The 20,685-nt window shown below is 61.8% G+C and carries 16 protein-coding genes; 5 read left to right on the top strand and 11 right to left on the bottom strand.

The genetic code is table 11. The features are described 5' to 3' along the window. Window positions 1–126: 126 nt before the first annotated feature. A complete protein-coding gene (locus AC0IYH_RS26970) occupies window positions 127–5,229 on the top strand; it encodes an NEL-type E3 ubiquitin ligase domain-containing protein (protein ID WP_471837109.1) in 5,103 nt (1,700 codons plus the stop codon). 60 nt (window positions 5,230–5,289) lie between these two features. Here AC0IYH_RS26970 and AC0IYH_RS26975 read toward each other — a convergent pair whose 3' ends face one another. The 9 genes from AC0IYH_RS26975 to AC0IYH_RS27015 are packed head-to-tail and all read right to left on the bottom strand — an operon-like array spanning window position 5,290 to window position 12,947. Further along, window positions 5,290–6,261 (bottom strand): fimbrial protein, encoded by a 972-nt coding sequence (locus tag AC0IYH_RS26975; RefSeq protein WP_122773583.1) that lies wholly within the window; start codon window positions 6,259–6,261, stop codon window positions 5,290–5,292. A gap of 22 nt (window positions 6,262–6,283) precedes the next feature. Next, window positions 6,284–6,817 carry a fimbrial protein gene (locus AC0IYH_RS26980; protein ID WP_471837111.1) on the bottom strand — a complete coding sequence of 178 codons (534 nt, stop codon included), beginning with the start codon at window positions 6,815–6,817 and terminating at the stop codon, window positions 6,284–6,286. Between the two features lie 11 nt (window positions 6,818–6,828). Continuing rightward, the gene (locus tag AC0IYH_RS26985; protein ID WP_122773581.1) at window positions 6,829–7,308 is read right to left on the bottom strand and encodes a fimbrial protein; all 480 of its coding nucleotides are present in this window, start codon (window positions 7,306–7,308) and stop codon (window positions 6,829–6,831) included. A 28-nt stretch (window positions 7,309–7,336) separates the two neighbouring features. Then, window positions 7,337–7,834, bottom strand: a complete 498-nt coding sequence (locus tag AC0IYH_RS26990) for a fimbrial protein (RefSeq protein ID WP_122773580.1) — start codon at window positions 7,832–7,834, stop codon at window positions 7,337–7,339. A 10-nt stretch (window positions 7,835–7,844) separates the two neighbouring features. After that, a complete protein-coding gene (locus AC0IYH_RS26995; RefSeq protein WP_116628520.1) occupies window positions 7,845–8,417 on the bottom strand; it encodes a fimbrial protein in 573 nt (190 codons plus the stop codon). A gap of 20 nt (window positions 8,418–8,437) precedes the next feature. Continuing rightward, complete coding sequence (locus AC0IYH_RS27000; protein ID WP_122773579.1) at window positions 8,438–9,196, bottom strand: fimbria/pilus periplasmic chaperone; 759 nt, start codon at window positions 9,194–9,196, stop codon at window positions 8,438–8,440. Next, window positions 9,193–11,805 (bottom strand): outer membrane usher protein, encoded by a 2,613-nt coding sequence (locus AC0IYH_RS27005; protein WP_471837112.1) that lies wholly within the window; start codon window positions 11,803–11,805, stop codon window positions 9,193–9,195. The genes AC0IYH_RS27000 and AC0IYH_RS27005 overlap by 4 nt, the downstream gene beginning before the upstream one ends. A gap of 19 nt (window positions 11,806–11,824) precedes the next feature. Then, the gene (locus tag AC0IYH_RS27010; protein ID WP_122773578.1) at window positions 11,825–12,373 is read right to left on the bottom strand and encodes a fimbrial protein; all 549 of its coding nucleotides are present in this window, start codon (window positions 12,371–12,373) and stop codon (window positions 11,825–11,827) included. Between the two features lie 52 nt (window positions 12,374–12,425). Beyond that, the gene (locus AC0IYH_RS27015; RefSeq protein WP_116628523.1) at window positions 12,426–12,947 is read right to left on the bottom strand and encodes a fimbrial protein; all 522 of its coding nucleotides are present in this window, start codon (window positions 12,945–12,947) and stop codon (window positions 12,426–12,428) included. 530 nt (window positions 12,948–13,477) lie between these two features. Here AC0IYH_RS27015 and AC0IYH_RS27020 point away from each other — a divergent pair. Then, window positions 13,478–14,026 (top strand): PadR family transcriptional regulator, encoded by a 549-nt coding sequence (locus AC0IYH_RS27020; protein ID WP_116628524.1) that lies wholly within the window; start codon window positions 13,478–13,480, stop codon window positions 14,024–14,026. After that, the gene (locus tag AC0IYH_RS27025; protein ID WP_471837114.1) at window positions 14,023–14,787 is read left to right on the top strand and encodes a siderophore-interacting protein; all 765 of its coding nucleotides are present in this window, start codon (window positions 14,023–14,025) and stop codon (window positions 14,785–14,787) included. The genes AC0IYH_RS27020 and AC0IYH_RS27025 overlap by 4 nt, the downstream gene beginning before the upstream one ends. A gap of 1 nt (window position 14,788) precedes the next feature. On the opposite strand, the gene AC0IYH_RS27030 is transcribed toward AC0IYH_RS27025, so the two are convergent. Both AC0IYH_RS27030 and AC0IYH_RS27035 read right to left on the bottom strand, forming a co-directional pair. After that, window positions 14,789–15,412 (bottom strand): Pr6Pr family membrane protein, encoded by a 624-nt coding sequence (locus AC0IYH_RS27030; protein ID WP_122773576.1) that lies wholly within the window; start codon window positions 15,410–15,412, stop codon window positions 14,789–14,791. 4 nt (window positions 15,413–15,416) lie between these two features. Beyond that, window positions 15,417–15,650, bottom strand: a complete 234-nt coding sequence (locus tag AC0IYH_RS27035; protein WP_048720273.1) for a VF530 family protein — start codon at window positions 15,648–15,650, stop codon at window positions 15,417–15,419. Between the two features lie 186 nt (window positions 15,651–15,836). On the opposite strand from AC0IYH_RS27035, the gene AC0IYH_RS27040 reads away from it, so the two are divergent. Both AC0IYH_RS27040 and AC0IYH_RS27045 read left to right on the top strand, forming a co-directional pair. Then, window positions 15,837–17,855, top strand: coding sequence for a TonB-dependent receptor (locus tag AC0IYH_RS27040; RefSeq protein WP_471837115.1), 2,019 nt, complete (start codon window positions 15,837–15,839; stop codon window positions 17,853–17,855). 334 nt (window positions 17,856–18,189) lie between these two features. Continuing rightward, on the top strand, window positions 18,190–20,601 hold the full coding sequence (locus tag AC0IYH_RS27045; protein WP_471837117.1) for a glucose/quinate/shikimate family membrane-bound PQQ-dependent dehydrogenase: 2,412 nt from the start codon (window positions 18,190–18,192) through the stop codon (window positions 20,599–20,601). The last annotated feature ends 84 nt before the right edge of the window (window positions 20,602–20,685 follow it).

Below are 20,685 nucleotides of genomic sequence, written 5' to 3' on the forward strand. Positions count from 1 at the left end.
TTATGCGCTTTATCCACGCATTTACTTGCTGAAAAAGCCGCTTGTCCGACCCACTATTCAAACTTAACCGGCCCCCGCCGCGTGCATAGACTGGACCGTTACTCATGCGCTATTCAGGTCCATTCCATGTCCGATTCACCTACCGCCGAGTTTCAAGGCGCCCACTATTCACAGATCCAGAACGCCCTGCCGGCGTGGATCAAAAATACCTCACTTGAGCGCGTGCGCGCCCTGCAAACCATGCGCCTGCGCAGCATTGCCCCGACGCCAAAACTCAAGACCGCCATCGCCGAACACTGGTCCAACCAGAACACCCTCGACCAGGCATTCCGTGACCTCAACGACGTGCAAGCCTTCGCCGAACCCTTGCTGAAAAGCGCCCTGGCCCATTACGGCGAAGTGGATGTGCGCAACACCTTCCTGCGCCTGTACACCAAGGCCGAACTGGCCTGGTGGGTGTTCGACAGCAGCGATGCGGTGGTCAGCCGCACCGTGTCGTTGCTGGACGCCGCGCTGCACAACTTCGCCGCCAGCGACAGTTTTGTCGATCACGCTTTCCTCTCGGCCGCAGACGCGCGCGGCCAGCGCGACATCCTGCACCTGCGCCATCGCACCACCCACGCCCTGCTGACAGCCGACACCTTCAAAACCCTCTGCCGCAACCTGGACATCGGTGCGCGCTACCAGGCGCAGCTCAAGGATGCACTGGGCTTCAACAATGCGGCCCAGGCCCGCAGCCTGCGCGACAACACCCTGCGCAGTCAGAAAAGCGCTATGACGGTCGCCGCCCATATCGCGCTGTTGCACGGCGATGTGCAGGCGGACGCGCACAAGGCCGTGCTGCAACAGGTGGAAGGCAGCGCGGATGTACGCCTGGACGGACGCCCGCTCGGCGCCTACACCCTGCGCCTGATGAACACGGCCCTGAGCGGCATTATCTTGTTCTCCTCATCCCCCGATTCGGCCATGCCCCTCGGCCGGCTGCTGGCTTATGTGCCCCAGGACCCCGAGCACCCGCTCAAGGAATACCCCTCGCCGATTGCCTTTATCCAGGAACTCACCCGGCAACTGCGCGACCGTGACCAGTACCAACGGTTTTTCAGCCAGTTTGTCGCCCACAGCGAACGCGGCTATTTCTTCGCCAACCTCAACGCGCGCCTGAGCAAAGTGCGCTGGCACCAAAAGGCCCCGACCGACCCCGGCCCCACCTGGAAAGACACCCCGGTGACCCACCCCAACCTGCAATTTCGCCTGCTGCCCATCGAGGACGACTATCAAAACCGCTCCGGCAACAGCGCCGAAAACGACCTGTGGCATTACCAGTTCCGCATTACCCTCAACAAGCTTCTCAATGACGCCCGGGAGATTGCGGTGTCCACCGCCCTCGCCGACCGGCATGCACGCTGGGCCTGGTGGGACAACCTGGAAAAAATCCTCAGCGACATCCTCAACGCCGCCCTGCTGGTGGCCACGCCGTTTGTGCCGCTGCTGGGTGAACTGATGCTGGCCTACAGCGCCTACCAACTGGCCGATGAGGTGTTCGAGGGCATTGTCGACTGGGCCGAAGGCCAGCGGCTGGAGGCGACCGAGCACCTTATCGGCGTGGTCGACAGCACCCTGCAATTGGCCCTGTTTGGCGCGGCGGGTGCGCTCGGAAAGACCGCACGGCTGAAACTCTCGCCCTTTGTCGAGGGACTCAAGCCGGTGCAGATGAGCGATGGCCGCACGCGCTTGTGGAACCCGGACCTTACCCCCTACGCCTTGAAAAACCTGGAACTGCCAGCAGATGCACAACCCGACGCCCTCGGCCTGCACGAGCACCAGGGCAAGCGGGTCCTGGCGCTGGCCGACCAGCACGTCGAAGTACGCGCGAGCCTCGATGACACGCACCGAATCCAGCACCCCACGCGTGCAGACGCCTACCACCCCACCGTCATGTTTAACGGCCACGGCGCCTTCGTGCATGAAGCCGAACAGCCGCGCCTGTGGGACAGCCACACCCTGATGCGGCGCCTCGGGCCGCGCACCAAGCCCTTCAGCGACGCCGAGTTACAACAGGTGCGCGACATCAGTGGCACCGACGAAGACCAGTTGCGCGGCGTGTACGTGCACAACCGCCCGCCGCCGCCCCTGCTGGAGGCCAGCCTCAAGCGCCACGAGGCTTACCACACGGCCAAGTCGGCTGCCGGCACCTTGCGCACCGGCACGCCGCTGCCCGAGGACCCGTCCTCGGCGTGGTTCGAGCAGACCGTCACCGAGCTGCCGGGCTGGCCTGACACTAGCGCATTGCAGGTCTTTATCCGTGCCGACCTTTCCGGCGATTCACGCACCTACACCAAACCCGACGCCACCCCCACGGCCACGCTGAAAATCAGCCTGGGGGACGTGATGTCCGGCCGGTTGCCGGACCGAGTGCTGGGCTTTCTTGATGAAGACGCGATCCGCTCCCTGCTCGGCCGCGAGGTGCCGCGTGCCGAACGGGTGCAAGCGCTGCGTGACCAACTGGCCGACTACGTGCACACCCAAATCGATGACATCGCGCAGTACGTGCATCAGATCAACCAGCAATCGGGCGACCCGCAGATCCGCCTGCTGCAACGCCAGGTACCCGGTTTGGACCCGGCCCTGGCCCAGGCCGTGCTGGGCAGCGCCAGCCGCACCGAGCGCCAGGCCCTGAGCGAGGAGCGTTTGCCTTTACGCCTGCGCAATCAGGCCGAGGAAGTGAACTTCACCCAGCAGGCCAACCAGGCCTACGCCGGCTTTTACCCGGACTGGCCGCTGAGCGTCGACACCGAGCGCCTGGCCATCAACACCCTCAAGCTGCACAGCGATGCCTTCGGCGACGTGCATCTGCAGGTGCGCGAGCAAACCCCGGACGGCCAGCTGCGCTGCGAGGCGGGCCCGGCCGATGCCGCCGTGACACGCATCATGGTGCGTAAAAACAGCCTGGGCTACGAGCTGTTCGACCAGACCCACCAGCGCCTGCACGGGCTGCAGAGCTTTTACGAATCGCTGCTTCACGCCGTAAAGGTGCCAGGCCACACACCCGGCCAGGGCGCCGCGCTGAAACGCTGGCTGATGGGCAAATTGGAATCCCTGGGCGAGCGCCGTCGGGTCCTTGCGCAACAGCCGATCCGCACCACCGCCGACACCCAGACCAGCCGCTTGCTGCAAGGGCCGGGCGCCAGCCGGCCGGGGTGCTTGCCCCAGGCCCCCGAGGCGACACACCACCGCCAGACCCTGGAACTGCTGTTTCCGTGGATGAACGAGGACCGCCTGCAGCACTATATCGAGAGCATCGGCCCCCGCCAGATGCGCACGGTGGTGAACCGGCTGACGCTTGAGAAGGCACAGTTGCAGACCACTCTGGAACACTGGAAGCGCTCGGCCAACGGCCACGCGAAAAACAGCCGCGCTTATCGCCAGGAGCGCGCCAGCCGCCACCATGTGGCGGATGTGCTGTATCGCTGCTGGGAAGACCGCATGACCGTGCACAGCGACCCGTGGGGCAATGCCCAAGGCGGCGCGGAGCTGGACCTGCGCGGTATCCTGCTGCCCGATACGCTGCCGGAACTGACTGCCGGCTTTGAACACGTCACCAGCTTGACCATTGCCGAAAACCGTTTTGGCGCAGTCCACGAGCATTTCCTCAAGGCGTTCCCGGCCCTGCGCTCCCTGGACCTGGGTTACAACGACCTGCCCTGGGTGCCCGAGGCGGTCGGCGACATGCGCAAGCTGCGTTACCTCAACCTGCGCGATAACCATATCCAGATGAACGGCCAGGGCCTTCAGCGTCTGGCCAACCTACGTCGCCTGGAAAACCTGCAACTGCAAAACAACCCCCTGGGCGCCACGCCGGATATCTCGCGCATGCCTGACTTGCGCGACCTGCTGCTGAACCAGACGCAGATCACCACCTGGCCCACGGGGGTGTTTGCGCAGCCGCGCAACCGCCAGTTTGTACTCGACCTGCGCGGCAACCCGATTGAGCAAGTACCCGAATTTGCACCCGGCACGCCACAGGCGCAAATCATCGCCCGTACGCGCCTGGACCGTAGCGCATTGAGCCTCGACCAGCGCGAGCGCTACGAAGGTTACCGGCTGGCAGCCGGGCTGGACCCCAACCGCACCTACGATCCCAAGGGCGACAGCGCCTACTGGCTGCACGCGATGGACTCGCAACTGCACGAGCATCGCAAGGCCTTGTGGAATGCCCTGGAACAGGAGCATGGCTCACAGGGGTTGTTCGAGGTGCTCAAGTCGCTGGAGCGCGAGGAGTCAGTGCAGACCCAGGAAGACCGGCTGCGCTTGACCGCCAATCGCCAGGAACTGACCCAGCGGGTATGGCAACTGATCCTCGCGGCCAGTGTCGACGGTGAGTTGCGCGAGCGGCTGTTCAAAATGTCGAGTTTCCCGGGGCTGTGTGCCGATGGCGGCGCGCAGATTTTCAATGAGATGGGCGTTGAAGTGCTCGCCAGCGAAGCCCAGCGTTATTCATTCACCGATGAAGAGCGCGCCGGCCGGCTGGTGACACTGGCCAGGGGCCGGGCGCGTATGAAGCTGCTGGCAGAGGTGATTCAGGAAGACGTGGCGCGCCGACTCAGGCCAATCGCCGAGGGCGGGCTGGGCCAGCGCCTGCGTTCGGACGTGCGCGACGGCGAGCCAGGGCCGGTCGATGAAGTGGAAATCTACCTGGCGTACCAGACGTCCCTGGCGACCAGGCTGGACTTGCCCTGGCTGTCCGATCACATGCTTTACCGTCTGACCGCCGACGTGCCCCCGGAGCGCATCGAAGAGGCCTTCCAGACCGTCATGGACATGGGCGAAGGTGATGGTCTGGTCAACCAGATGCTGCTCGAGCACTACTGGGAACAGTACCTGCGCGAGCGCAATGACAGTGTTTATCGCGACAACGAACAGCGTACCGGCGAGCAGTTTGCAAAGATCGATGAGCTGCAGCAGTTGCAGGCCGAGTGGGCACGTTCACAAGGCCTGGAGCCCGCGCAAAAAGAGACCTTGAGGCAATCGCTCAAACGCCTTGTCGATGAGTTGGAAGTGCCGGAAAGCGTGGTGTTCTCCGGCAACGAAATGACCGACGACTTCTACAACCGACTGCTCAATGACCTGGGCTACCGCGAGAAGGAATGGATGCGCCACCTGACCCGCGAGGCCTTGGCCAAGGCGAGTGGTTTGAGCAACCGGCAGCTGGTTGAAACCAGCCACCTCTGATGCATGAAACGACGTTTTCGTGGCGAGCTGGCTGGCCTGCTCGCCACATTTCCAGCAGTGTCAGGGCACGCCCATCACCAGCACGCCGCTGCCGCTGATGGGCCCGGCATCAGGCAAGGTGCCCGCGCGCTTGACCAAGGAAAACGTCACATCGTCCTGCCCCACGCCGTTGGTAATACGGGTCTGGAACGCACCGTTTACCCGAACCGCAGCCCCCCCACGCACCAGCGCCGCACCCACGTTGGCATTGGTCATCCTCAACAGGTCGGTGTTGAACGACGACGCGGTGCCTTGGTAGGTAATGGTGATCGGCAAGCTCATCCCGGGGCCCGGGCAGTTGTAGGTGAGCCGGCGGTCGACGCGCACGGTGCTGGTCAGCGGGTCGGTACCGATTGCGCGCTGATGCACGTTGCCGAAGTCGATGACGATCGGGTTGTTATTGTTGATCGTGCAGGTTGAGGGCGACACGACAAATTCGTTGTTGGCAATGTAAGTCACCACGAGCGCCGTCGAGGTGGCGTCATAGTTGTTTGTCTGATCGAGCCGTAACGTGCCGAGTGTGTCGCCTATCCGAATATCAATTGGGTTAGTCGGGCTATCGCGCTGCAAAATATACGGCGTCACATTAATCGCGACCGCGCCGAAGTTGTCCGGCATCGTCGCAATCCGAATACCGTCCGGAACAGGGTTATCGTGGTTCACTCCATTTATGCGTAAGCCGGTGCCTTGGCCGGAAAACTTCGGACCGGCTGTCCAGGCCGGGCCAACCCTTGTCCCGGTTGCCCAGTAATCCTGCCGGCCACGCCCTGGATAATTATCGGGCTCGAATCGGCATTCCAAGTTCACCCCTTCCAGCAGGATGCGAGGTGAGTTCAACTCGGGCCTGACATTCACGCGGACCTGCAGGCCTAACGTCCCGCCAGGGTTTACCCTTTCCCACGCCCCGCCATTCACACGGCAATCCGCAGCGTTCACGGCCGTCGTAACACCACCAAGGGCAAAAAGCACAACAGCTACATATAGTTGATTCATTGTGTTCTCTCACGGCGAGCCGCTACGGATAATCCAGCGTAAAAATAGAAGTCACCCGGTAAGCACCCGGCTCGATGGTCTGGTCTCTGATGGCTTGCGGCTCGCCTTGCACATAGGCCTTCAGCTCAATGACGTTATTGCCAGGGGTCAAGGGCTGTTGGTCGCCGGGGGTATTGACGGGTAACAGCCGGTTACTCAACGTCTCGATACCCAGCCCGATACCGGACGCGCCACTGCCGCCATCCAGCGCGAACAGACCGGGGAGCGCGCGGTTTTCTGCACCGGCGAAGGTGACGCTGACCGACTCGCTGATGGTGGTATTGCAGTCATCCAGGTGCAGCCGGAAACCTTTGCCCACCGTACGGGTGTTGATGTAGAGGTGTTTTTCGGCAACGTCCCAAAGCTCCACCGTGAGGGCTTCGTCGCCGGGGCGAATCGAGCAGGCCTGTTCAACCAGGTTGCCCATGAACCGCAGGTTGTCCGCCGCCTGTACCGCGGGCGCCAGGCCTGCGATCAGCAGCAATGCCAGGCCCTTATGAATCACTTCATGTCGCATAGACTCGACTCCTACTCGTATTCGGCCAGCAGCGTGGCCACCGCCGTGAACCTGGCGGGGGCCAGGTTCGCGCCCGGCCGTTTGACGGGGACCACTTCCAGTACCGGCGGTGACGACACGGAGATATCCAGCGGCGTGTTGAGCAGAAACGGCAGGTTGTTTTGAAACAGCCGGATGCCAAGCTCCGCCACGTTGGTCTGCACCGCCGAGCCATCAAAGGTGGTTGCCGTGCCGTTGACGCTCAGCTTGAGCAGCCAGGGCAGCGGGGAGTTGCCGCAGTTGATGGTGTAGCCAACGCCCCGGCGGTACTTAATGCCGTCGACGCGCTTGGTGCCCACGTCGCCAAAATCCACTTCAATGGTGCTGCCCGAATCAATCGTGCACGGCGGCGGTTCGTTCAGCGTGCCGTTGAAGGTCAGGTTGGCCGACGCAACGCTGCACAGGCCGATGGAGCACAAGGCGAGCAAGGCTCGCTGTGGCCAAAATGTCATGGGTTATTCCTCGTTTTATCAGCGCGGGTCATTGGTACTCGATCACCAGCGTGGCGGAGGCATCAAAGGCCCCTCCCGTCAGGTTGACGCCCGCGCGCTTGACCGGCACGGCCTGCACCACCGGAAAGTTGGGATGGGTAAACCGCACGGCCGTGTTCAGCGGCCAGTCGGCACCATTGGCGAACAGCTTCACCCCAAGATCCGCCTTGCGCGTCGACAGCACAGTGCCGTCAAACGAAGCCCCGGTGCCCTTCAATTCCAGGGTCATGTCGTTGCTGTAGACGGGTGGGTCACACCGCACGGTGTAGGGCACATCCCGACGGTAATTGACGCCATCAATGCGGGTGGTATGCAGGTCGTTGCCAAACGGCACATTGAGCGTAGTGCCACTGTTGATGACGCAGGGTGGGGGCGCGATGATCACCGCGCGGATCGTCAGGCTGGTTTCCGCCTGCACGCCCTGGCTGATCGCCCACAACAGGCCCCCACCGATAAACATGGCCCGTGAGCCGCTTAACCTAGCCATTGTTTTGCCCTTAGTCATAATTGAGCCTGAAATCCACCACCGCCCGGAACGCCCCGCTGGTCAACGGCGCAGAGGTGCGCGTGGGCTGGACCTTCCAGGTTTGCGTGCTGTGACCCAAGGGCAGAAACAACGGCTCGCCCCTTGCGCCCAGCTGTACATCGCGACCCTCGGCGTCGGTGAGGCGCAGGCCCATCCCGGTAATGCCCTGCACTTTCACCAGCCGTGGGTCATCGGCATCGGCAGGTGCAACAAACGCTACCGACAGCACCGGTTGATGGGCGCTCCAGGTCAGGTTGCCGGTGCGCTCACTGGTGATGCGCCCGGCGGTGCGCTGGCAATCGGCAAAGCGCAGTTGAAACGCCAGGGCGTTGGCCTGATCACCGGGCTTTTGCAGCTGGCTGGCCGAGATGGCGCCCAGGTCGATTGTTTGATGCTGTGATGTCATCTCCAGGCTGCAGGGCATTTCGTGCATGGCCCCGCGGATATTCACCATCCCCATCATGCCCTCGACATCCTGGGCATGCGCCCGCCCTGTCAGGGCCACTAAAAGACAGCCCAACACCTTAACTTTGTGCAACTTCATGGCGTTTTCCCCCGGCAGCACTACTTGGGTGTTGAGGCTTGCACATTCACCGTGCACGTCTCGCCGGTGCAGGCGAACACCAGCAGCGGGCGTCCACCGTAGTCATTCACATAGGCCAGATGCGGGGTTGCGCCGAGGGCCTTGGCAATGGGCCCCAGGGTTTCGCTGCCCTTGGGCGGGATCATCAGCGGCTCGAAGCCTTCGATGGTTTTGCCGTCCTTGCTGCTGCGCGCATCCACCAGCGTTACGTAGTAAGGCGTGGGGTTATTCACCCGGTAAGTGTCGCCCTGGCGGGTGAGGGTCAGCTTTTGCTGCCACGGGGTGGAGATGTCTTGCTGGCTGGGCGCAATGGCTTGCGGCCGGTAGAACAGCTTGATGCGGGTTTGCAGGGCGATCTGCAGGGTGTTGGCCTTGTCGCTGCGCGGCGGAATTTCCCGCAGGTTGAAGTAGAAAACCGTCTCGCGATCCTGCGGCAGCGCCTTGGCCGCCGGCAGTGCCTGGACTTTGACCTGGCTTTGTTTGCCAGGCTCCAGGCGTTGCACCGGTGGCAGCACGATCAGCGGCGAGGTGATTTTGTTGCCCTCTTCATCCTCGATCCAGCCCTGGGCCAGGTACGGCAATTGGGTGTTGTTATTGGTGATGTTGACGCTGGTGGCATCTTTGCCGCCATCAAAAATCACGCGGGTGCGGTCCAGGCCAACAGCCGCGTTGGCGCCCTGGCTCAAGCCCAAAAGCAGCAGGGCGAAGAGCTGGGGTGTGAGACGCATATTCAGGATCATGAGGGTGTTTTCTCCGTATCGTTACGTGTGCCGGTCAGCACGGCTGGCGTGGGCAAAGGGTGTTCAGTGGCGACCAGCTGGCACTGCAGCTGCAGGGATTCGATCAAGCCGTCAGCGGGCAACACCATTGGCAGCGTGAGAACGCAGCGCTCGGCACCACCCCAACTGACGACCATCTGCCCGCCAGGCTGAATGCCGCTCAGGTAGACGTCCCCGCCGTCATTCACTACCCCGGTAGGCTGCTGCTTGGTGTTCTTCACCGTCGCGCCGAAGGGTGGGGAACTGCCATCGGGCAGGCGAACTACGGCCATGGCTTTTTTGCCGGCGATCACGTCCAGCGAGCGGTAGCCGATCGCGCCTTCGGTGAGGGTCAGTTGCGTTACCGATTGGGTGGCTTCGACATCACTGGGCAAACGCTCCAGATCCACACTGGCCGCCGTGCGCTGATAGCTGCCGATATCGGCGATCACCGCCTTGCCGAAGGTGTTGCTGCGGGTCGTGGCGCCGTAACCGCGCACCGGCACATCCGGCACACCGCCGGTGTCGACCATCAACCGGGTTCCGCCGCTGCTGGTGGTACGGTGAAGGGCTGCGCCATGTTGCGTGAGCGTGCCACCGCCGCGAACAGACGCACTGAGGCTGCGGTTGTTGCCTTCGCGTTGACTGGCACTGAGGTCGATATCCACCTGGTCGCCGATATGGCTCAGGTAACCACTGGCCGATTTATCACTGGCACCGAGTTGGTAGCTGTTGCGTTCATCGATGCGATCGTTGAAGCGCGTTGAGAAATTGTTTTCGCCGGCAGCGCGGTTGGCATCCATCGAGAATGTGCCGGAGGGTCCCAGCGGCAAACTGACGGTCAGCGACAGGCCGTTGTCCTTGTAGCTGTACTCCTGGGTGCGATAGGCATTGAGCGACAGGTTGATGTTTTTGACGGTGCCGACACTGAAGTAGCGTGACGCCGACACGTTCCAACGCTGGGTCTCTGGTCGGTTCCAGTACGTCTGTTTGTTGTAGCTGGCGTAGACGGTGGTGCCCAGGTCACGAAATTGCTTGTTCACCGTGACCGTGTACAGCGCCTTGTTGCCGCCTATCGGGTTCCAGTGTTTGACGAACTCGCCGTTCTTGTCGTACACGCCCTCCCCGCCGAGTTCGCCGTTCATGCCGTAATGCTTGGCGTCCAGGTACTGGCTCATGCTCAAGAAATTTCTCTCGGAAAACCGGTAGCCGGCGAACGTGACCTGGCTGTCGTACTGCTCGAAGTTCTTGGAGTACTGAAGGCGGTAGGATTTGCCCGAGTACGTCTCGTTCCACAGGTTGACGTTGGACTGGGTGACGTCCAGGGAGATGGCCCCGAACGACAGCAGATCCCGACCTGCACCGACAGACAACGCCCGGTAATTGTTATCCGTTATCGCGCCGCCCAGCAGTGACCAACCATTACTGACGCCCCAGGAGAATTCGCCGGTGCTGAAAAAAGCCCCGTCGGAGTGATACTGAAGGTTGGACGGTCGCCCGGCAGACACTTTGTAGCGCACCTGCCCGGGACGCGTCAGGTAAGGAACGCCGGCGGTATAGAGTTGGAATTTCTGTTCCGAACCGTCCTGCTCTTCAATGCGCACATCGAGCATGCCGGACACGGCGTCGTTGAGGTCCCGGATACGAAACGGCCCTGCCGCCACCAGCGTTTCATAGAGCACGCGGCCCTGTTGGCTGATGATGACCTTGGCGTTGGTCTTGGCCACGCCGACCACTTCCGGCGCGTAACCGCGCAGGTTGGGAGGGAGTTGGCTTTCATCCGACTTGAGCGCAGCACCGGTAAAGCGGAAGCTGTCGAACAGGTCCGAATACAGGTAGTCCTCGCCCACCAGCAGACGCGCTTTGAGCGCAGGAATGGCGCGGTAGGCGTAGTAACGGCTCCACTCCAGCTTTTTCCGATTGCTCGCCGACTCGCGGTCTGTCTCGGCACGCCCCTGCCAATCCGCCCGCAGGCGCCAGGCCCCGGCGTTGGCCCCGACGGTGCCATTGCCACTCAGTTCATTGCGGGTACCGTCATGCCGGAGGTAGTTGGACTGGGCCGTCAGGTTGTAGTCGATCAGCAACCCGGGCACCCCTTCGTCCCAACGTGAGGGTGGGTCCCAATTGATGGCGCTGTATTCGAGGTAGGCCTGGGGCAGGCTGATGTTCAGCGTGGCGGTGGCCAGATCGGCACTGACCTCCATGCCAGGCAAGCCCTGGGGGTCCAGGCACTGACCGTCTTTCCACCAACGCAGTTGTGCCACGCCGGATTTGTTCAGGCCCAGTTGGTCGACAAGTTCGGGTGAGATACAGGCCTGGCTGCCCTTGGGGTCATTATCCGGAGGATAAAACGCCACGGGTTGTTCGGAGATAGCCTGGGTATTTATCTGCACTTCCATCGTGTAGGTGCCCGGCAAGATAAACCCGCTGCGCGCAAACCGAGACAAGTCAATATTGGTGCGGTCATTTAAATCAAGCACATCGGTATTAAACTCGATATCGCCAGCACCCAGTGCAGTGCCTGCCAGCGATATCAACCCGCCAAACAGGCTTGGGCGAAGGGTATTTATGACTTTCGACGCATTCCACATGCAAGCAACCCATCATTTTTCAGAAGTATTCCAACTTGAACCGCACTGCGGCAGTGTGATCCCCGGCCAACATCGGCACTCCGTTGCCGACTAAATGCACCGTGTAGTTGAGCGTCATGTCGCCATCGACTATCGGGTACAGCGCCATCGGCACCCCCGGCACACTCTCCTGGCCGGTCGCGTCCTCGATATGAAAGGCCACCCCCTGGGAGCCGCCAAAGGTGGCAAAGGAGCGCCCTTGCCTATCGGTCGGGCCGTCGAATGTCACGCGCAGGTGCTCCCAATCCGGCAGGCTGCCACCCGGGCGCAGCGGGTCGGGGCGATTGAGCGAGCAATTGACCAGACGCAACTGGAAGGGCTGTCTTTGCCCCTCCCCTTCGCGTAAAAGCCGGCCGATGGGCTCGGCAGCCATCTCGACGGTTTGATCGACAGAGGCTGCCTCCAGCCCGCAGGCGGAGTCGATGACCTGGCCTCCCAGCGTCACGACGCCATCACCTTGCGCAGACGCACAAGGGCTGATGAACATCGTCAACGAAGAGGCGATAGCGAGACTTATGAATGTTTTCACCTGAACCTCCCGCCAGTTCCCCCCCCGCGATTCACATCGCGGGGGGAAAAACTTACTGATAAGCCAAGGTGAAGTTGGTGACTGCGCTGAACTCGCCAGGAACGATTGCGCCCGCTGCCTGACCTTGCACATAGGCGCCAAACTCCAGGGTGTTGTTACCCACGGCGATGACTTGTGGCGCAGTCGGGGTGCCCAGCACGACCGGACGGCCGCCGTGGGTCATCATGATGCCGATACCGCCCGCGCCACCGACGGTGCCGATCGCACCCGGTACCACGCCCGACGGCGCGCCGGTGAAGGTGGTGGTCACGGTGTTGTCGGTGAGGCCGGACAGGTCGCAGCCTTCAAGTTCGATACGCACTGGGCGCGATTCGGAACGGCCACCGGTTTCCAGTTGATGCTTCGCGATGGCGCCCAGGTGAACCGACTGGTCTACGGATTCAGGCTTGATGGAGCAAGCACCCGAGTGGACCGACCCTAAAAACGTAACCGTTCCATCTGCCGCGTTGGCAACAGAGATCGAACCCGCCAGCAGGCCGACAGTTAACAGTGCAGTTTTCACTTTAGATTTCATTAGCAGACGCTCACGTAATATTAAAATCACAACGGATTCCTGAACGCAGTTATGCGCAGGACTTGTTAGGCGCCTAAACGTTTTCCGCGTGCATTGAAGTGTTGAAGTTTTTCCAACTACTTGCATTGCAATTGATGGATTCGTTCGACGCCGGGCAATTATCCATGGCGAGATTGATTAAGAAAGCCGTCCAATTCGCTTAGTTGCGTAGCTTTGTTACACCACGACTTATAGGAAAATTATGGCACTTTGCCAAAACTTTGAAATTAACTGTAAGAAAGATACTACATAGTAATAAACGAGAATTGTTTACTACCGGAGAGATCCGTAAGAATAAGATTACATAGTCTAAAAAACAATAGTAATTACGGCCCCCTATCAACTAACAAGTTGAAGAATATGTCGAGTGGCTGTGCGGCGTTTTGTGGCCTTCATCACGAAATGCGAGGAATGACCGTTCGTCTGGCGAGGTTGCGCCCTTCTTAAGATATATCTTAAGTTGTATCGAAACCAAACGAGAGCACACAGAAATGAGAGACCATCATTCCCACCGTAACCACGGTGATGACCGCGACGGCTTCGAAAAACGCCCTGGCGGCGGGCGCGGCGGCCGAGGCCCACGGGTCTTCGCCCCGGGCGACCTGAAACTGCTGCTGCCGGCGCTGATCGCCGAGCAGCCCTGCCACGGCTACGACCTGATCCGGCAGATCGAAGCCCTGTTCGACGGCGCCTACAGCCCAAGCCCAGGGGTGATCTACCCGACCCTGACCTTCCTCGAAGAGAGCGACTTGATCAGCGGCGACGCCGAAGGCGGCAAAAAACGCTACACAATCACCGACGCCGGTCGTCTCTTCATAAGCGAACAGGCGGTGGCCCTCGAAGGCATTCGCCTGCGCATGGACGTGAGCAAACGCTCGTTGCGCGGCCATGACCGCCCGCCGGAAATCCACGAGGCGGTGCACAACCTGCGCCACGCCTTGCATTCGCACCATGGGCGCTGGAGCCCGGAAGAAATCGTGCGCGTTGCCGCGCTGCTCAACGGCACCGCCCAAGCCATTGCCGACGGGAAAACTCAATGAATATTCAAGCTATCCACCGCGTTACCCACGAAATCAAACGCCGCCGCCTGAATGTGCTGCGCGTGGTCGACATCACCCCGCGCATGCGCCGCATCACCGTGGGCGGCCCCGAGCTGGCGGGGTTTGTAAGCCTGGGCAGCGACGATCACATCAAGTTGCTGTTCCCGCAGAACGCCGCCGAAGTGGCCGCGCTGGAAAGCCCGACGTTCAACATCAAGGACGCCGAAAAACTCGCCATGCGCGACTACACCCCCCGTCGCTTCGACCTGGCAATTGGCGAGCTGGACATCGACTTCGTGCTGCACGGCGACGGCCCTGCGTCCACTTGGGCCGATCAGGTACAAGTCGGCCAGCACCTGTATATCGGTGGGCCGCGAGGCTCGTTGATCGTGCCGGATATCTTCGACAGCTACCTGCTGATCGGCGATGAAACCGCGTTGCCTGCCATCGGCCGCCGCCTGGAAGAATTGCCGGCGGGGCGCAAGGTGTTGGCCGTGGTTGAAATCGCCAATGCAGCGGAACAGCAAACGCTGCAGAGTGCCGCCGACGTTGAGGTGATCTGGGTCGTGCGCGGCCAGGATGACCTGGTGGGAACGGTGCGCAACCTGACCCTGCCGAGTGGCTCGCTGTACAGTTTTGTCGCGACCGAAGCCAAGCTGTCGCGCCAGGTACGGCGGGTGCTGCTGGATACGCACCAGATCAATGAGGAGGCCTTCAAGGCTGTGGGTTACTGGCGTGCCGAGGGCAGCGACGAAGAGTGAGTCACGCGCGGGGCTTGATGACCTTATCCAGCCCCACCACCACCAACGCCACCAGCACAAACCCCGCCAGAATCCCCCCGGCATTCACGAACACCTGTGGATAACCCAGGGTGCCGACGTCTATGAACGGGTACTGATACTGCCCAAGCAAATCCCCGCGCAGTAGCGCATAGCCGAAGTACACCAGCGGGTAGATCACCCACAGGCCGATGTGCTTCAAGCGCAGCTGACCCTTGGGCACCCAACGCCACCAGTACACAACAAACAACAGCGGCATCACGTCGTGGAGCAATTCATCGGCAATAAACTGGAACCCTTCGGGCTGCCACAAATGCCGCAGCAACAGGCTGTAGGCCAGGCCCACCACCACGATGCTCACCGCGATGCCACTGCTCACACTGGGCGCAAGGAAAAACCGCTTCGCCGCCGAATCGCGCTTCACCCAAGCATAGCTCAGCACCGCCGCCGCCAGGGTATTGGTCAGCACGGTGAAAAAACTGAAGAAATTGATCAACCCGCCCAGCAGGCTGGCGCCGGCTTCCCAGCGCGAATAGAAAATCAGGTATTGCTGAATCGCCAGCCCTACCCAACCGGCCAGCGCCGCTGCTGCCACATACCGCTTCATCGGCTCAATCCAGCGGGCGTTTGGTGCGCATCAGCTTCACGTACAAGCCTTCGACTTTCTCCCGCGCCCACGGCGTTTTACGCAGGAACGTGAGGCTCGACTTGATGCTGGGGTCGCTCTTGAAGCAACGCACATCAATGCGCTCGGCCAGGCCTGCCCATTCGTAATGTTCCACCAGGGTGGTGAGCACGTGCTGCAGGGTCACGCCGTGGAGAGGGTCGTTACTTGTCGCGGTCATGCCGGGCCTTTTGCAGTCGGAGGAATACAGCCGCGCACCTTAGCCGACGGGGCCTGACGGTGGAAGCACTGCATTGAATATAGACCCTGGGAGAAAGTTCCCCTTCGCGACGAAAAAAGAGATGTTATATTATAACTAAGCCGTCTTCAGCCTTCTCTCTTTTGCCGTTTTGCCAAGGAATGTCCGATGTCCCTTTCCCCCTTGTGGCGCTTGACCCCGCTTGCCGCCGCCCTGTTGATCAGCTCCCACGCCCACGCGCTGGAGCTGCAACCTCAAGTCATCACCGGTAACCCGCTGGGCAGCGAGCAACTCGCCTCGCCGACTACCGTGCTGGAAGGCGATGAGCTGACCCTGCAACAAAAAGGCAGCCTCGGCGAAACCTTGAACAAGCAGCCGGGCGTGTCGTCTTCGTACTTTGGCCCAGGCGCCAGCCGGCCGATCATTCGTGGCCAGGATGGCGACCGCATTCGCATTCTGCGCAATGGCGTGGGCGCGCTGGATGCGTCGTCGCTGTCCTACGACCACGCGGTGCCGCTGGACCCGGTCAACGTCGAGCGCATCGAAATCGTGCGCGGCCCGGCCGCCCTGCTGTACGGCGGCAGCGCCATCGGTGGCGTGGTCAACACCTTCGACAACCGCATCCCCACCGAAGCCATCGAAGGCATCCACGGTGCCGGTGAATTGCGCTACGGCGGCGCCGACACCACGCGCAGCAGCGCGGGCAAGCTGGAGGCCGGCAACGGCACCTTCGCCTTGCACCTGGATGCCAACGCGCGGGAATTCAACGACCTCAAAATCCCAGGCTCTGCCCGCAGCCGCCACGCGCCGGACACCGACGACGCCCCCGGCAAAAACGGCCGCCTGGGCAACAGCGACGGACGCCAGGACGGCGGTGCGGCGGGCGGCTCCTACACCTGGGACGACGGTTACGCCGGGCTGTCCTACAGCAGCTACGACGCCAACTACGGCTCCCCCGCCGAGCAGGACGTGCGCATCCGCATGAAGCAGGACCACTACGCGTTCGCGTCCGAAATCCGCAACCTGCAAGGCCCGTTTACCTCGGTGAAACTCGACGCCGGCTACACCGACTATGAACACCGCGAAATCGAAGGCGGCGAAACCGGCACCATTTTCAAGAACAAAGGCTACGAGGCCCGCGTTGAAGCGCGCCACCAGCCTATCGGCCCGTTCGATGGCGTGGTCGGCGCACAAGTGACACGCAACGAATTCTCGGCCCTGGGCGAAGAAGCCTTCGTGCCGCAGACCGACACCAACGCCGGCGCGCTGTTTATTCTCGAAGAAATGCAGGCCACCGAGCGCCTCAAACTCAGCCTCGGCGGGCGCCTGGAACACACCAGCGTCGACCCCGACGCCAAGGGCAACGAACGTTTTGCCGGCGCGGACAAGAGCAATGACTTCACCGCCGGCAGCCTGTCGTCGGGCGCGGTGTACACCCTTACGCCGATCTGGTCGGTGGCCGCGACGCTCGGCTACACCGAACGCGCACCGACGTTCTACGAGCTGTACGCCAACGGTGCGCACGTGGCCACCGGCACCTACGAGCTGGGCGATGCCAACCTGAAGAAAGAAAAAGCCGTGTCCAGCGACCTGGCCCTGCGCTTTGACAATGGCACCCACAAGGGCAGCTTCGGCGTGTTCTACAGCCACTTCTCCAATTACATCGGCTTGCTGGGCACCGGTCGTACCTTGAACGACGACGGCGAGGAAGACGCGGCGGGCATCCCTGAGTACGAATACTCCGGTGTGCGTGCACGTTTCGCCGGCTTCGAAGCCCAGGATCACATCAAGCTCGGCGAAAGCGCCTACGGCAAGTTTGCGCTGGAGCTGTCGGGCGACTACACCCGCGCCACCAACCTGGACACCGGCGAAGCCTTGCCGCGCATCGCACCGCTGCGCTTGAACAGCGGCCTGCTGTGGGAGCTGGATCGCTGGCAAGCGCGCATCGACGTCGAACACGCCGCCGGCCAGGGGCGTGTACCGGATAACGAAAGCGGCACCGATGGCTACACCACCCTGGGCGCGAGTGCGGGGTATCACTTCAACATGGGCGGCAGCCAGTGGCTGGCGTTTGTGGACGGCGAAAACCTGACCAACCAGACCGTGCGTTATGCCAGCTCGATCCTGCGCGACATCGCGCCGGCCCCCGGCAGAAGCGTGCAAGTAGGCCTGCGCACCACCTTCTAAAAAACACACCGCAGTTCCCCTGTGGGAGGGGGCAAGCCCCCTCCCACATTAGTTTGTTGCAGCGACACTTCGTCACTGTTACCAGATCGGAAATGATGCATATCGCGATTTAGGCTTTCTCTCAGGCACCACTCCCTTTATCCTTCGCAACAACCTGAAACGTTTCACTCCCCCGGTCGACCCCATCTTGCTGAATATCCCTACCCGCAAAGACAGCGCTGTCTTACGCCCGACCGTGCAAAAACCGAATTAACGCTGAACCAAGCCCGCGCCGAATCGTCATCTACAGTGAAGCACGGGGTTACAAAATTCCTACGTCACGGAGAAACACACTATGAGCACTGATGGTGCTTCGAGCCCAAGCCGCCTGCTGCCCAGGCTGCTAGGCGTCTTGTTGCTGATCATGGGCCTGGCCTTGCTGGCCGGGGGTATCAAGCTGACGATGCTCGGCGGGTCGCTGTATTACCTGCTGGCCGGCATCGGCATCACCCTCACCGGCCTTCTGCTGCTGGCCACCCGCCGCGCTGCGCTGGGTCTGTACGCACTGGTGTTGTTCGCCAGTACCGTGTGGGCCCTGTGGGAAGTCGGTCTGGACTGGTGGCAGTTGGTGCCGCGCCTGGCACTGCTGTTCGCCCTGGGCATCGTCATGCTGCTCCCGTGGTTTCGCCGTCCGTTGCTGCGTGGCCAACCGGCCCCGCTGGGCACCGGCGCACTGAGCATCGCCGTGGTACTGGCCGGTGCCGCTGCCGTTGCCAGCCAATTCACCAACCCGGGTGAGATCAAAGGCCAACTGGACCGCGACGCGGTACCAGGCATGGCCAGTGCTGCCCCGGCCCAGGCCGATGGCGACTGGAATTCCTACGGCCGTTCGGCCCATGGCGACCGCTACTCGCCGCTGGCGCAGATCACCCCGGAAAACGCCCACAAGCTGGTGCCGGCGTGGACCTTCCGTACCGGCGACATTCCTGGCGCAGGCGACCCGGGAGAAACCACTGCGGAAAACACCCCGCTGAAAGTCAACGGCATGCTCTACGTGTGCACGCCGCACAGCCAGGTGATCGCGCTGGACCCGGACACCGGCAAGGAAATCTGGCGCTTCGACCCGAAGATCACCACCAAGGGTGCTGAAAGCTTCAAGGGTTGGGCGCACATGACCTGCCGTGGCGTGTCGTATCACGATGACGCCGCCTACGCTTCCGAGCAGAGCCCTACCGGCAGCGCCAGCCCGGCCGCCGCGCCGACTGCCTGCCCGAAACGCATTTTCGTGCCGACCGCCGACACCCGTCTGATCGCCCTCAACGCCGACACCGGCAAGATGTGCGAAGACTTCGGTGACAAAGGCCAGGTCGACCTGCGTGCCAACATCGGCAGCTTCGCCCCCGGCGGTTACTACTCCACCTCGCCACCAGCCGTTACCAAAAACCTGGTAGTGATTGGCGGTCACGTGACCGACAACGTCTCCACCGACGAGCCTAGCGGCGTGATCCGCGCGTTCGACGTGCACACCGGCAAGCTGGTGTGGAACTGGGACAGCGGCAACCCGGACGACACCACCCCGTTGGCCGAAGGCAAGACCTACACCCGCAACTCGCCGAACATGTGGTCCATGTTCGCCGTGGATGAAAAACTCGGCATGCTCTACCTGCCGATGGGTAACCAGATGCCCGACCAATACGGCGGCGACCGTACCGAAGATTCGGAAAAATACAGCGCCGGCCTGACCGCTCTGGACATCGACAGCGGCCACGTAAAGTGGACCTTCCAGTTCACTCACCATGACCTCTGGGACATGGACGTAGGCGGCCAGCCGTCGCTGATCGACATCAAGACCGCTGAAGGCGTGAAGCAAGCGGTGATGGCGTCGACCAAGCAAGGCAGCATCTACGTGCTCGACCGCGCCACCGGCCAGCCGGTAGTGCCAATCCACGAAGTGGCCGTGCCGCAAGGCGCCGTTGCCGGTGACCACACCGCGCCGACCCAACCGAAGTCCGACCTGAACTTCATGCCGCCGCCGCTCAAAGAGCGCGACATGTGGGGCGTGACGCCGTTCGACCAGATGCTGTGCCGCATCGATTTCAAATCCATGCGCTACGACGGCCCGTTCACCCCGCCATCGCTGCAAGGTTCGATCGTTTACCCGGGTAACTTCGGCGTGTTCGACTGGGGTGGCATTTCTGTCGACCCGGTTCGCCAGGTCGCCTTCGTGAACCCGAGCTACATGGCGTTCAAGTCCAAGCTGATCCCGGCTGCCGACATCGCCAAGCAAGGCCCACGCGTCAGCGAAACCGAAGGCGTGCAGCCAAACAAAGGCGCGCCGTACGGTGTGATCCTCGAAGCCATGCTGTCGCCAATGGGCCTGCCGTGCCAGGCACCGGCGTGGGGTTATGTGGCGGCGGTCGACCTGACTACCCACAAAACCATCTGGATGCACAAGAACGGCACCGTGCGCGACAGCTCGCCGGTTCCGATCCCGTTGAGCATGGGCGTACCTAGCCTGGGCGGCACCTTCACCACCGCCGGTGGCGTGTCCTTCCTCAGCGGTACCCTCGACCAGTACCTGCGTGCCTACGACGTGAAAAACGGCAAGCAACTGTGGGAAGGCCGCCTGCCAGCCGGCGCGCAAACCACACCGATGACCTACACCGGCAAGGACGGCAAGCAATATGTGCTGGTCATGGCGGGTGGTCATGGTTCCCTGGGTACCAAGCAGGGTGACTATGTGATGGCGTTTAAAGTGCCGGATTAAGCGTTACCGGCGGCACAAAAAAGGCGGCTACCTGATCAAGGTAGCCGCCTTTTTCATGACCTATGAAGATCAAAATGTGGGAGG

The organism is Pseudomonas sp. AC463 (assembly GCF_979253585.1).

Coding starts and splice junctions, on each gene's coding strand:
- AC0IYH_RS27015 (WP_116628523.1), bottom strand. CDS start 12,947: ATGAAATCTAAAGTGAAAACTGCACTGTTAACTGTCGGCCTGCTGGCG.
- AC0IYH_RS26970 (WP_471837109.1), top strand. CDS start 127: ATGTCCGATTCACCTACCGCCGAGTTTCAAGGCGCCCACTATTCACAG.
- AC0IYH_RS26990 (WP_122773580.1), bottom strand. CDS start 7,834: ATGGCTAGGTTAAGCGGCTCACGGGCCATGTTTATCGGTGGGGGCCTG.
- AC0IYH_RS27000 (WP_122773579.1), bottom strand. CDS start 9,196: ATGATCCTGAATATGCGTCTCACACCCCAGCTCTTCGCCCTGCTGCTT.
- AC0IYH_RS27005 (WP_471837112.1), bottom strand. CDS start 11,805: ATGTGGAATGCGTCGAAAGTCATAAATACCCTTCGCCCAAGCCTGTTT.
- AC0IYH_RS27040 (WP_471837115.1), top strand. CDS start 15,837: ATGTCCCTTTCCCCCTTGTGGCGCTTGACCCCGCTTGCCGCCGCCCTG.
- AC0IYH_RS27025 (WP_471837114.1), top strand. CDS start 14,023: ATGAATATTCAAGCTATCCACCGCGTTACCCACGAAATCAAACGCCGC.
- AC0IYH_RS27045 (WP_471837117.1), top strand. CDS start 18,190: ATGAGCACTGATGGTGCTTCGAGCCCAAGCCGCCTGCTGCCCAGGCTG.
- AC0IYH_RS27035 (WP_048720273.1), bottom strand. CDS start 15,650: ATGACCGCGACAAGTAACGACCCTCTCCACGGCGTGACCCTGCAGCAC.
- AC0IYH_RS27030 (WP_122773576.1), bottom strand. CDS start 15,412: ATGAAGCGGTATGTGGCAGCAGCGGCGCTGGCCGGTTGGGTAGGGCTG.
- AC0IYH_RS26995 (WP_116628520.1), bottom strand. CDS start 8,417: ATGAAGTTGCACAAAGTTAAGGTGTTGGGCTGTCTTTTAGTGGCCCTG.
- AC0IYH_RS26975 (WP_122773583.1), bottom strand. CDS start 6,261: ATGAATCAACTATATGTAGCTGTTGTGCTTTTTGCCCTTGGTGGTGTT.
- AC0IYH_RS26985 (WP_122773581.1), bottom strand. CDS start 7,308: ATGACATTTTGGCCACAGCGAGCCTTGCTCGCCTTGTGCTCCATCGGC.
- AC0IYH_RS27020 (WP_116628524.1), top strand. CDS start 13,478: ATGAGAGACCATCATTCCCACCGTAACCACGGTGATGACCGCGACGGC.
- AC0IYH_RS26980 (WP_471837111.1), bottom strand. CDS start 6,817: ATGCGACATGAAGTGATTCATAAGGGCCTGGCATTGCTGCTGATCGCA.